General features: G+C 40.2%; 10 protein-coding genes and 1 pseudogene. All 11 read right to left on the bottom strand.

The features are described 5' to 3' along the window. Positions 1 to 7: 7 nt before the first annotated feature. The 11 genes and pseudogenes from E5342_RS05625 to E5342_RS05575 all read right to left on the bottom strand — a co-directional run bounded on the left by E5342_RS05625 (position 8) and on the right by E5342_RS05575 (position 13,623). Positions 8 to 1,477 carry a TolB family protein gene (locus tag E5342_RS05625; protein WP_135959000.1) on the bottom strand — a complete coding sequence of 490 codons (1,470 nt, stop codon included), beginning with the start codon at positions 1,475 to 1,477 and terminating at the stop codon, positions 8 to 10. Next, positions 1,474 to 3,249, bottom strand: coding sequence for a DUF6057 family protein (locus tag E5342_RS05620; protein ID WP_135958999.1), 1,776 nt, complete (start codon positions 3,247 to 3,249; stop codon positions 1,474 to 1,476). The genes E5342_RS05625 and E5342_RS05620 overlap by 4 nt, the downstream gene beginning before the upstream one ends. Before the next feature lie 137 nt (positions 3,250 to 3,386). Next, a pseudogene (locus E5342_RS05615) lies at positions 3,387 to 3,488 on the bottom strand (AAA family ATPase); the annotation flags it as partial. 90 nt (positions 3,489 to 3,578) lie between these two features. Beyond that, positions 3,579 to 4,877, bottom strand: coding sequence for an HlyD family secretion protein (locus E5342_RS05610; RefSeq protein WP_135958998.1), 1,299 nt, complete (start codon positions 4,875 to 4,877; stop codon positions 3,579 to 3,581). Positions 4,878 to 4,900: 23 nt separating this feature from the next. Then, positions 4,901 to 7,096: a peptidase domain-containing ABC transporter gene (locus E5342_RS05605; RefSeq protein WP_135959032.1), complete on the bottom strand. Its 2,196-nt coding sequence runs from the start codon at positions 7,094 to 7,096 to the stop codon at positions 4,901 to 4,903. 150 nt (positions 7,097 to 7,246) lie between these two features. Next, positions 7,247 to 7,801, bottom strand: coding sequence for a glycosyltransferase family 32 protein (locus tag E5342_RS05600; RefSeq protein WP_246867068.1), 555 nt, complete (start codon positions 7,799 to 7,801; stop codon positions 7,247 to 7,249). Positions 7,802 to 7,887: 86 nt separating this feature from the next. Next, entirely contained in the window at positions 7,888 to 9,069 is a 1,182-nt protein-coding gene (locus E5342_RS05595) for a 6-bladed beta-propeller (RefSeq protein ID WP_135958997.1), read from the bottom strand. Between the two features lie 8 nt (positions 9,070 to 9,077). Then, on the bottom strand, positions 9,078 to 10,571 hold the full coding sequence (locus E5342_RS05590; RefSeq protein WP_168354458.1) for a radical SAM/SPASM domain-containing protein: 1,494 nt from the start codon (positions 10,569 to 10,571) through the stop codon (positions 9,078 to 9,080). Positions 10,572 to 10,666: 95 nt separating this feature from the next. After that, on the bottom strand, positions 10,667 to 10,879 hold the full coding sequence (locus tag E5342_RS05585) for a hypothetical protein (protein WP_135958995.1): 213 nt from the start codon (positions 10,877 to 10,879) through the stop codon (positions 10,667 to 10,669). Between the two features lie 58 nt (positions 10,880 to 10,937). Next, positions 10,938 to 12,905: a glycosyltransferase gene (locus tag E5342_RS05580; RefSeq protein ID WP_160217500.1), complete on the bottom strand. Its 1,968-nt coding sequence runs from the start codon at positions 12,903 to 12,905 to the stop codon at positions 10,938 to 10,940. A 10-nt stretch (positions 12,906 to 12,915) separates the two neighbouring features. Continuing rightward, positions 12,916 to 13,623: a glycosyltransferase family 32 protein gene (locus E5342_RS05575; RefSeq protein ID WP_121736667.1), complete on the bottom strand. Its 708-nt coding sequence runs from the start codon at positions 13,621 to 13,623 to the stop codon at positions 12,916 to 12,918. Between the last annotated feature and the right edge of the window lie 142 nt (positions 13,624 to 13,765).

The raw sequence follows: 13,765 nt of genomic DNA, 5'->3' as shown, positions 1-13,765 counted from the left end.
CGAAAAATTAGATGCCCTCGATACGTTTAATGGTCATGACCTCTTCTTTTCGCGAGGCCTTGACCAACCTTTCCTTCGAGATTAGAATCGGAGTCTGTATAAATTCCGGAACATTAAAAGAGAACAGGGAACGCTCATAATAATCCGGAGACACTTGCGGTAACAGGAAAGGCTTGCCACACTGCCCCCGTTCATCCACATGCACCAAGTATGGGCGCGTGAAAAGCCCATCATCCCGCCGACTGGAAAAGACAAACCAACGACTATTGCCGCTCCAAGAGTGATAGCTCTCTACATCCGGGCTATTCACTTCTGGCAAAGAATCGATTACCCCAGTAGATAGATCCAACATATGCAAATCCGCATCCCTATGCCAAATAGAGAAATTGCCATAATCGGACACCGTATAAAGTAACAGCTTTCCATCCGGGGAGACTCTCGGGAACTTAACACTCCGACCCGCTTCCCTCGCATTATACAAGGTATCCACTTGGGTTCCAATCGAACCGTCTTCCGGATCAAAAGCGATCCGAAGTAGGCTATACCGGACATCCCGATAGTTTTCCGGCATACAAACAGAATCCGCCGAACAAAACAACAGATAGTTACCATCTGGAGTAAAAGCGGGAAAAGTCTCGTAACATGCCTTGGAAGCCAACAAAGGCGAACTCAACACCCTCTCCTTCTCCGTGTCATAGATCAGCACGTCCGATTCCACATCATATACCTCAATCCTATTGTTATCGGAAATATGGAAATCTTGGTGGGTCTCGTTGGTAGAGAAAGCGACATACCGACCCGATGGATGCCAATATGGATAAACAAACGAAGCCGGCTTGCCGTCCCGTTCCAACACAATCTTCTTTACCTGCCGATGATCAATGAGGTAAGTCCCATTGTGAGAGCCTCGTTGATGGAAAAGCATCCGTTCGCCTTGTCGCCCACAAAAAGCATGGCAGTTCATACAACTATTATTTGTCGATTGGTTATTAAGAACAGACTTTTCAACATAGTTTTCAACACATCGTTGGTAAATCCCCATCTCGTTCCACATCCGATATCCAGGGAAAATACGGCGATACACCAAATAAGCGTCAACAGAATCTCTTGACACATAAATCGGGAAACTCATTTGTTTCCAATCACTTTGAGGTTCCCGAAAATAAACCGTCACATCTATTTGTTTTCCTTGTGCGTCCTGCGATAAGACCTTCCAATCCGTTTCCGGCAGGTTGAAAGTACCCTGATCGGCTGCGATTATCAACTCTCTATTCATAGTTTTCAACCGAGTTATCCCCTGTAACTGTTGATCTACTAACTTGAAATTGGGAGGTGCCATATTGACTGGTACAGTAACTTCCCTGTAATCAGGAAACACGTCCGTTTCGCCCAGTTCCGCCCGTGCGGGAACTTCCGGTTTACAAGCCACAAGTCCCAAAAAACAACCTATAATCCAACAGATAGATAATCGCTTCATTGTTCTTTTCCTTTAAAGATCTTGAAATAGTAATAAAACCAATAAGTATCACCAAACTGCTGATGAATCAAAGAGACATCAGTCTGGATTCCGGATTGTCGCAAGAACCTCTTGAACAATCGATAGCGTTCGACTAACTCCGGTTGTATCGGATAAACGGACAGTACGGTACGATCCCTATCTGCCAGCAACAATACGGCTTCCTGAAAATGCCTAGGCATTCGCTCTCTGTCCAAGCAAGGTGTCACCTCCAAAAACCGGGAGAAAGCCTCCAGATCCTTATCCAATAAATAATAACATCCCCGATATTCCCAACCAATCCGATTATCCGGCAGATCGTATCCGCTCCACAAAGAATCGGCGGGAACAGATAGGCTCAGTCGATCCCTTTTCTCTATTCGGATACGCTTGCCTCTCAGCTCCGGCTCTTCGTACATCGATTCCGGGTTGGCCAAGTAGGAGGCATAACGTTTCGCCCAATCTTTATAGAATGGCATGGTTACCAGTAAGTCCAGGTATTTCCGGGCCAACCCCATCTCACCCCGGATCAGGCAGACTTGCACGAAACGTTGCATCAAACGGGCACTTCCCTTACGTTTGGATTGCGTAAATCCATCCATCGCAAAGCTCTCGGATAGGGAGACATCACCAACAAAGAAATGGACATCGCTCAATAAGCGATCCATATAGAAGGTCTGATTCCAATCGGCACACAAACTTTTCGTTCCTTTTTGATCGAACGTAAACATTCGGTCGGCCAACTCGCCTTTTTGGGCCAATGACATGTTCAAATAGTTTAAACTAACATAATCATGGATCTGTTTTCCCCGGTATTTATCAACAATGGTATCCCACCGCTTCTCCCGGGCCAAGAACGAAAGCTCGTCTAGCATCATGCGTTGTACATGCCAAGATTCCGGCAGGCAAAACCCAACAACTAGCGACATAGAGAGCAAGCAAACGGCAAAAGCGCCCCGATCGATCCATTTATTCTTTCCGTCAAACCGCAACACAATGCGGGCGAATAAGCTCACACCGACTATCGCAAAGGTAAAGAACGTCCACACTCGATACATATAATAATAAGGCAATCGCTGGATCTCCAAATAGGATTCCGGCCTCCATCCCTCATACAAAGGCACGGGAATATCCAACCATCCGCTAAACAGGTAAATGAAAACAGCCGGGATCAAACAAGCAGTGGCCGCCCATCTTTGCCGTAGAGTTGGGTAGCGAAGGAGGGCAAACAACGTATATAAAAATGCGAAATAAACCGAAAGAAGTCCGGTCAACCCGCACAAAAAGAGCGTAGAGAACAAGCCATACCCAATGATAAATCTCACCCGCCGTATGTTCAGCGAAGACAACAAAGCCAAAAGCATCAAGACAATACCGACTGTCCCATCCACCAAATATTCCCCATGTACGCTCATCTTCAACAGATACAGTACCGGCAGTAAAGAAAGAAACGAAAGGTAGCTCTTATCCGAAAAACTGCGCAAGAGCTTATCGATCATCATTCCACTACTTACCAACAAAACAGAATGGAAGACCACCGCCAACATAGGTTGCCGATAATATTGGATGATCCATTGTCCGGCGACATCACAAAAACCACCCGGTTGCCACAAAGACTCCCATATGAACCACCACTCAGGAATAAACAATTGCATCTCTTCTTGCCCCACAAACAAAAATACCCCAAAAAGCAGGAGATAATAAAAGATAGCGGCTGCCGAAAGAGACCAAAAAAGTATTTGTTTCCAGTTCATATACTTAATATATTGTTACACTCACAGTTCGTTACCGGTTATTGACAACAAATCGAATCACACCATAAAAGCACCCTACGATTACTTATCAGAAATGCTATTTTACCAACCATCGCTCGATGTTACGGGTCACAGAAGACCAACTGATAAATCAAAACAGTCTTATCAATATATAGAAAACCGTCTTTACGGATCTTCTCAATGTTCTGTATACCGATAGGATAAATTGTCTGGTTCATAGCGATGATTGTTTAGATAACTAATGATGAACAAAGATAGATATTCCTTTTTACCGAAACAATATAAGTATGTATGATTTCAAGTAGCACTTAAAATCCCTCCTTCACGATCCGCTTAATCGGAAGGAAAAAACGCTCTATCAAGCGTAACTCCTCGGTAACGATCTCTGCGGTAGCCCGCATCTCTTGAGAAACAGGCAAGTCGATACCGTAATTAGTTCTCAGCCCTTTAGGAAAATGGATGTCTGCCGTATAGTATTCATCGGAAGGAACCAACGAAATATTCGATACCACGCCGCTTACCACACCGAACTCCTGATCCGGGAAATTAGAAAAACGGACAATCACCCGCTGTCCTCTCTTAACCTTTCCAGAGCGCACTATCGGTACCTGTACCTTTCCCACCAGTCGCCCCTCGCTCTGTGGCACGATAGTAAAAGCGATCTCTCCGGATGAGATATACTGATTATCATTCCAGTATTTCGTGAAAGTCACAATACCCTCAACCGGCGTAATCAAACAATAGCGCAACCTCCACTCATGTATACTGTTCAGCAATTGTTCCCTAGCTGTCTGCAAGTCCTGTCGCAACATAAATTCTTTTTCGTTCTGCTCCAATGTCAGATCCAATAATACTTGTTCTTGCTCTCCAATCCTTATTTTGAAATTCTCGACCGAGGCTACCGCACCTTCTAGAGAATAGCGGCTTTGCAGCATAGAAGCCCGAGCAGTCTCGTGTTCATAAGAGGAAATCACGGATTGGCTATACAATAAAGAATCCCGTGCGTATTGCTGTTCTGCCAAGGCGTATTGTTCCAAAAGGGTCTGTAGCTGCCGCTCGATCTCATTATAGTAAGCCCTATACAAAGCAATTTGTTTATGAATGGAGGCCTTCTTTTGCGAATAATAACCAATAGCCCTATAATTGACACAAGCATGGAGGGCCGACAGAAACCCCGAGTAAGCAGCCTGCATATCTCCTAACGACAGTTCCTTATATTGCGATAAAGCCTTGTCAAGGCTATCCACATCCACTTCAAATCGTTCCAAAGCCTTAGCCAAATACACTACATCCTCCGTATTCGCATGATTCTCCATGATCGCCAGCCAATCACCCTCTTTCACCGCACTATTATTTTTGATAAGCAATTCCTGTAGCTTCCCTTCCGAGCGAGTCATTATCGCCACCGCTGGATGTTGCCCCGTCAATGTCATCTCCGCCACTATCACGTCAGGGTATTTGAAAAAACAACTCCCTGTCAATAACGCCACGACCACAAGAAACAGCAGCGAGATTCCCCAACGGACAATCCAATCCGGAACTTGCCCCATCACTTCCTGCACCTCCTCGCTACGCAATTCTATATTCTTTCCAGAATTTCTCTCCATCACCATCAACGATCAACCGTCCGCTAATTACCTAACTCCAATTGGTTTCTCACCAATCGATAATAAACCCCTCGCAAAGCCGTCAGTTCCTCATGCGTTCCTTCTTCCACGATACGCCCCCTGTCCAATACCACAATCTTATCTGCATCACGCACCGTACTCAACCGATGCGCTACCACTACCACCGTACGTCCTTCATAAAAGGCATGCAACTGTGCCATAATCTCCCGTTCGTTATTTGCGTCCAATGCATTCGTAGCCTCATCCAAGAAAATAAAATCCGGATTCTTATACACCGCACGGGCGATCAAGATTCGCTGTCGCTGCCCTTGGCTTAGCCCATTCCCTTCCAAGCCGATCTTCGTATTATATCCCAAAGGAAGAGAGTCTATAAATTCCCGTATATTAGCCACCTCAACAGCATGCAGTAAACGGCTCTTGTCCACCACCTCTTCTCCGACGGCGATATTGTTCGCAATCGTATCCGAGAAGATAAAACCATCCTGCATAACAGATCCAGTCTTTGCCCTCCACACACGCGGATTCAAATTGCGGAGCGAAGTATCTCCAATCCGCACGTCCCCCTTATTTGGCTCATAGAAACCGAGCAACAATTTAACGATCGTTGTCTTCCCGCTCCCGCTAGCCCCCACGATAGCGGTCACTTTATTATGCGGTATCGTCAAATCGATATGCTCCAAAACGTAATCCCTATCAGCACCATCATAACTAAAACACACATCTTCCAACCGGATTGTTCGATCATCGGGTAAAGTGTTCAACCGGTCACCTCCCAGCAGCTCCTCATCCTCCTTCCCATGGATCTCAGCAAGACGTTCCAAACTGATTTTCGCATCTTGAAACGCCCGAGAAAAACTAATAAACTGTTCGATCGGTGACATCAATTGTCCTACTATATAAGTAACCGACATCATCATACCCAATGTCATATCTCCTTGTACCACCGCCCGGGCAGCGATAAAAGAGATCAGTATATTTGTTGTCTGGCTAAAGAAAACCGCCCCCATCTGCTGGTACTGCTGCAACGCCAACCCTTTTATCCCTATTTTGAAGAGTCTCACTTGTATTCGCTCCCATTTCCATCGCATTCGGGTCTCGCTATTATTCAATTTGATCTCCTGCATTCCAGTGATAAGCTGGAAGAGGTTGCTCTGCTCACCGGCCGACAAAGAAAAACGCTTCACATCCAATTCCCGCCTCCAGCGCATAAAAGCCAATACCCAAGCTACATACAAGCCATTCCCCAGCAAGAAAAGTCCCAGTATCACCCAGTCATAATAGGCCAGTACAAAACCGAACACGATAAAATTCATGAACGAGAAAAGTGTATTGAGCGAGGTTCCGGTCATAAACACTTCAATTCTGTCGTGATCACCAATACGCTGCATAATATCGCCCACCATCTTCGTGTCGAAGAAACGGAGTGGCAAACGAGTCAACTTAGCGAGAAAATCAGAAATCAACGCGATATTAACGCGAGTATTGACATGCAACAAGATCCAGCTACGGATAAAATCGACAGACAGCTTAGCGACAAAGACCACCAGCTGCGCAATAAGCACGAGAGTGATAAAGCTAAGATTATTATCCCGAATACCCGTATCCACCAAGCTCTGCGTAAGAAACGGCAGGATAAGCTGTAAGATACTTGCCGTACACATCCCCAATCCCAGCTGTATCACCTCCCGACGATAAGGCGAAAGATAACGAAAAAAGAAACCGAGGCTACGTTTCCCAGCCTCCGCTTCCCCCTCCGAATCATAAAACTCCGGTTTTGGCTCCAACAAAAGTGCCGCTCCGGTATCCTTCCCGTCCACCTTCGTACTCACCCAGCACCGTTTAAACTCCTCTCTCGTATAAGAAACAAGCCCGGCGGCAGGATCGGCTATATAAAACCGTCCCTTCTTGATTTTATGACAAATCACAAAATGATTCTGGTTCCAATGCAATATACAAGGCAACAGACATTCGCTTTCCAGCTCCTCCAAAGCGATTCTCACTCCCTGTGTACGGAAACCTATACTCTCCGCCGCTTCACTAATGCCCAGCATAGAGACCCCCTCCCGGGTGATAAAAGCCTTCTCCCGTAAACTCTGCAAAGAATAAGCCCGTCCATAATACTTAGCGATCATGCGAAGACAGGTTGGACCACAGTCCATCGAGTCCGGTTGACGATATATAGGGAACATACTAAACATCATTCTTTATATCTTTCACCCATGAATTGAAAAAGTAATGTACAGCATAAGCATCTTTTAAACAATTGTCTAATTCCTGACTTTCTTCATTTTCTAGCAATAAACGTCGGACTTGATATCCCGTAAATGGAGTCACATATTTTCTAGGCATTATATAAACTTCCATTTGTTCTTCTTTTGATATAACAGCCAAGGCCCTGTAGTTTGTAATATACAATTAAACGGATCAGCGTTATCAATTTTCACAGGATGCTCAAAGATAGAATCTATCACCTTTTTCAAAAACCAATGCTTTGGAGTTGATAAAATCATAGCATTATTAAAATAATGAGAAACCGAATGGCCACATTTTTTTTTCATTCCTTCTGAATATTCATGTTCTTCCGAAAAACAACAAGTCTTTCCAGATATTAATGGTTCGATAGATTGTAATGATTCGTAATCTAAATCAATGTACATTCCTCCCATTTGGAACAAGAACAAATAGCGAATCGCATCACATCGTTGAATATTATATGGAAACCCATTAAACAAATCTATATATTGAGGATAATAGTTTTCCATAAACTCAATTATACGATCATCATCCCAAAGAATATATTTCCAATCAGGGTAATCACGTCTCCATGTCTCAATTAAGGCTTTATAACTTTTAGGAAACTCCTCTGCAGAAGACCATATTTGATGTATTATTTTAGGAATCATACTATGACGGTTATTATTAATCCATCCATTTCAAATCAAAGGGGAATACATTCACATATATTCCCCATATAAGTTTATTATATTCTCTAAGACTGCAATTTAAAGAATACAATCCAATCATTCGTATTATCATCTATTTGAGATACATCTACGTTCTTTAAGAATGGATAGTCATCCTGATAATTCGGTTTTTTTTTAGCGATTTCTTCTACGACCTCTTTCAGCTCTACGGCATTGACCAGTTGGTAAAACTCCCCGCTCTTCTCATCATATCCGTCCGGTGCCCTGTAGCCTCCGAAGAACAGATCATAAGGTTGCCCCCAGTTCTTATTCAAAAGATAAGTATCCGACTTTCGATTATAATAAACCACACATGGATCCCAGATCAAAGAAGGCGCAAACACAACCCAGTCGTCTGTAACGGTCAAGCGATCGAATGAAAGAATGGCCTTGTCTCCCTCGCGGTATTCACGGAATCGGTTGGCTATCTCCTCATCCGTACCACTAAACATATCGGAAGGGATATTCATGCCTTTGAAGTCAAGCGTGGCGAAGACAGACACGGTATCTTCCAACTGATAGATGGATGGATCAAAATAATTTGTCAACAAGATCCGATCGCCATATCTTTTCAATGAATGGTAGGTAGACTGGGAGATTTGCTGTTTCAATAAGTTCTTATTGCTAGGCAGGTACTCAAAGACCGTTCCATCCGGGTGGTATACGGTAAGCTGATAAGGTTGGATATAATTGGAAGCAACAGCTATCGTACCATCTTTTGTGACAGCTATCTGACGACCATTATTTTTCAAAGGAATAGTTTTAATATAATGCCCCTCATAGTCATACAGCTGAATTTTCATATTATCCAATCCGTAAATTTTGTTGTCGGACAGGGCTATATTAAACAACACGTTATATTCCTCCGCTCCTTGCCCCTTACGGAATATCTTGTTTTTGAACTTGCCATCTCGCCCAAAACGAAAGATAGTCTGTTGCGAGGCATCCAAAAGAAAGATATCATCACCATCCAAATGAATGGTAGAACCAGAACCTTTAAACAAGATATCATCACCTGATTCCAACGGCAACAACTGGATCTCCATACCGGCCAGAAATCTATCAATACTTTCTTTTGGAGATTCTGATTTCAAATCAACTGGACAGATAGATGGAGCCTCATCAAACTTTGCTTCGTTTTTCTTTTCAATACAACCTTGCAGTAATAATATACTACAAAAGGCTAAACCAACTAATTGCTGTTTCATATTATTTGTTATTGTGGAATTAAGACTGATATTTGACGAGGAGCATTAACACATCTAGGATCAGGAAAATCCTTATTATCTAATCCATACCCTTTTAATACATCAACAATACATCGATTAGGAAAAGCATAGCACTCCTCAAATATCTTACATGATTTACAAGGACTTGCATCTCTAAAATCTTCACGTTTAGGAAATGCCAATTTTAATGCCTTTGGCGAATTCCAAACTTCAACGATAGATTGTTGCGTCAAGTCACCTATTATATAATAAGGATTCCAATACAATTGTTCACATATCGTAACCTTTCCATTTGGCAAAACCATAATATTAGAAAAATTAGCAGAACACCTTGCTCCTAAAAAGCCCTTACTACCGTTTGAACTTTTAAAATAACGCTCTACGTCAGAAGTATCCCAAATCATCTTGATTTTCGAAATAGGACGAATACTTTCAATCCAAGCATTAAGTTCTTGCATCTTATCTTTAGAAATATTTAGTTCATCAAAATTTTTCTTACTGTATAAGGACTTACTAGCCAAACGAATCTCCCACTCTTCTAAAGTATCGAAATTACTAAGAAAATCGTATAATTCTGTTAAATATTTAACCTCTCCATTTAAATTCGTCAGTACAGTCGCTACTTTAAATGGAAATTTTGAATGTTCAAAAATCTCAAATGTTTTCTTTACCTTATTCAAATAGACAGGATTCATTCCTATCAATTTTTCACAAACAATCGGATCTATTGAGTCCAAAGAGAATTGTAAACGAGGAGAATATTTCTTCAAAAAATCAACATGATCTTGATTCAAAGGAGTTTTAGTTGATAATAAACCGCCCCCAAAACCATTGACATTTAATAGCTCCAATAATTCTTTCCAATGTCTGTATAAGAAAATATCACCACCGGTAATACTTATATCCATCATTTTCAAATGTTTACATTCTTCCACAATAGCTTTTACATATTTAAAATCCATCTGTTGAGGATGGATTGATCGATCCGCATAACAATACGCACAATCAGTTGTACAATTATTATTCGGCATAATTACCATTGTTTGAGGAGCGAACAATGCTCTTTCAGTTTTCATGTCCAACTCTTGATAGCAAAAATCCAATGGAGAATATAAAGTAATCTCATCTAAAAGGTTCTCTGCGTTAATAATCAAATTACGGGGGAATTGACTAACGACATTCCCATATTCACTATAGAAAGGCTCATCTCTATCTAAAAATGGGAGCACCAAACTTTCTGCCTCTAAAGAACTTACCTCTAGAAAATCCGCAACAGCCGCAATATACTCTTTCAATTCTATTGGTTCAGAAGCTAAAGAAAAAAGCATTGCGTATATCGGATGTATTTTAGTAAGCCAGAGCGTATCTACAGGCACTTTAGATTGCAGATATTCTATTCTTTTCTTTGAATATAAATATGTCCTCTTTAAATCATGCTTAAGTCTATAATAATGATTGAATACGATGATCCTATTTTCCATATACATATAAATAAATCTACCTACTTCTTCAAATTCTATAGTCTAAAAGAAGTATCTAGAAAAATCTTCTAGATACTTCAAACTAGCTTGATTTATCAAGCTCCGGAGCTGCATGATACATTCACACACTTAGCAGTAGTACATTCATTTGCACTAGTGTCCCGACTGTTTGTACAAACATAGTTGTAACAGCCATACGCCAAAAGCATGATACCATCGTTCACACCTCCGGTTAACTGCTTCATCTCAGAGATGTTCAGTTCTTGATGAACAATTTCCCTAAGTTTCAGATTTCGAATAGTTTTCATTAATTTAAAATTTTTAATTATAAAACCTATTATTAAAAAACGACCTTACGGCCTGTTCTTATTTTCCCTGTATTATCCGCTCCATTAGCAGCTGCTTAAAACTAGATAATTCATAATAGAGAAGAAAACGATTGCGACTTTCTTGTCCCATAAGTAATGTGTCAGAAGAAGAAAGAATCATTCGTTCTATATAAGTTCTTAAAAGTAAAGTATTTCCTTCCGTACATTTAATATCTCGCTCAAAAGGAACCACCCAACCATTTTTCCCATTCACAACAATTTCTTCTAATCCACTTTTGTTACCTACAATTAAAGGAAGCTCATTCATCATCATTTCAATAGCTACATAACCAAAATCCTCATACAAAGAAGGAAGTACGCCTATATTGGAAATATAAAACAGCTCATACAATGATTTTTTATCAACAAATCCCAATAATGATATTTTTTTACTACAAAACAATGATTGCTTTTGAATCAGATCATATGCCCCTTCTCCCGCAATCAAAAGACGTATATTTTCATATTTACCACATAACTCTGAAAATGCTCTCGATAACAAATCTATACCTTTTATTGGATCTACGCGGCCCGCAAAAACAATCAGTACCTCATCGTCTTCAAAACCATATTTTTTCCTCAACAAAGATTTATCTTTTATATCTGGCATTTGATCCTTTATACCATGAGGTATTAATTCCAATTTATCAACTGGGATTTTACAATCCTCTAATAAAAAATTATATGAATGTCTAGCAATAGAGACTACTTGATCACAATAATGAAAGAAATGGAGACTATCGTCAAATCCTTTACGAATTGAATTATTCGTATCACCGCTATTTAAGATTTCTTTTAACTTAGTGCGATCACCCAATAAATTAAAACTCCACTCCATATAATGAACAACGCCAACAATTTTAGCATTCACATAATATTGTCGTAATTCTTTCGCTAAATCCACGAAATTGACATGATTTAAAAAGAATATTGGCCTTTCTGTTTGCAAGACAACGGAAGACAGTAACATAGTTATATTTTCAGCATATAACCTTTGTCGTAATTGCCAAGATATTTTTTTATTAAAAGCTAAAGGTTCTCCTATATACAAATATTGTATACCTTGATGACTTTCTATACAAAAAGAGTTTGTTTTCCTCGATTCTAATAAAATTACTGTAACTCTGACCTCAGCATCTACTAAAGCCTCTGTAACTTGGTTTATATATGTACCTATACCATAACGAGAAGAACGACTCTCATTACTTATCAGGTAAATTCTTTTATTTGCGGAAAATATATCATTCCTTACAAATATCGGAAGAAAAAACTTTTCCAAATCCTCCAGACATCTCCAACAATATTCCAAGCCATTTATAAAAAAAGTCTCATCAGAGGAAGACAACTCCTTTTGAGGCGAAATGACAGAAGAAAATAAATACGAAAAACTCACGGAATTAACCGTTCTTCCATTCAACAATAATATAAAATCTCGTACCAATGTTACAGGCATTTCTTTTATAGAATTGACATCCCAATCCTCCACAACTTCTCTTAAAACTTGCAAATATTCATCATCAAAAGGCCGTTGCCTATTTCCTCTAGGAGAAGACAAGCGAGCCATAACATAAATCAACACACCTGCTAACCCCCTTCGGAAATCCTTATTCACCATCCGCCTTGGGTCATATTCCATAACACGAGTATCCACATCTTTCAATATCTCGTCCGTATTTCCTTTCATCAAACCATTTTGAACAAGATATTCAACACCCCAACCTATACCACATAACCCAGATTCTAAACTAATTGAAGATTCTTTATGTAACCCCTCAAAAATTTCCATTAATAATTTTTCCGAGAAATTTTCATACAAAGGATTCTGAGAAGTACGAGCTAAATGAGCAAAAAACAAGACAAATCCCATTCGACCATGAAACAACCCGCAATCTTCTACAAAACTACTATTAATTATCAAATAAGATAATTTATTATCAATCAACTCTTTCAAGTTACAATTTTCCATGCATTTCATTTTATTTACAATACCCCCACGATCCAACAAAAAAATGAACAGCCGATGCTTTTTGCAAACGCTCATTCCATTCATCTTTTTCCTCTCCCGCTAAAATAGCATGTGCCTCCAATAAAGAGAATGGAGCTAGATCCTCTGCCGGAATAACATGAATTTGTTCTTTGAATGCATATTGGTTATACACATCAGATAACATTAAAGCTCCACTCGTTCGCAATACTTGCAGCAACTTATTTTCTTCTTTAACATACATCTGATCAGAGTTAAAAACATGGTCGATCACGGATTTAAGGAAAGGATGCTTGGGTACCGAAGCTATGTATGTATTGTTCAAGTAAGCGTTTTTCACCAACGGGGCATAAATTATATTATCTTTCGTATCTGTCCCAAAACAACAGTCCGCAGTCAACAAAGCCTCGATATTGGCTAAACATTCCGTATCAAAATCCACATATAAACCACCCACTTGATAAAGTATCAAGTAACGTATGACATCCCAACGTTGCACGTCGTATGCAAACCGATTGTAAAAATTCACATAATCAGGATAATATCGTTGCATAAAAGCGGTCATCTTTTGGTCATCCCAAAAGATATATTGCCAATCCGGATGGAATTCTTTCCATGTATTTGCTAGATCAACAAAGGCCTTTGGCAATGGTTTATTACAAGATGACCAAATTTGATGAATAGTTTTAGGTATCAACATTTTTTATCTAAAAAGTATAGATGAAGTTCTAAAGACTTCTACAGTTAACAAATTTACACCTTACTATTATATTACAATTATAATAGATAAGTAACTAATCAAAATTAAGCAGCATAATGGCTAAAGTTAATATTCAGTCGTG

This window comes from Parabacteroides distasonis (assembly GCF_004793765.1).
Classification (GTDB): Bacteria; Bacteroidota; Bacteroidia; order Bacteroidales; family Tannerellaceae; genus Parabacteroides; species Parabacteroides distasonis_A.
Note: the sequence above shows the minus strand (reverse complement) of the source record. Positions and strands in the feature narration are given on the sequence as shown.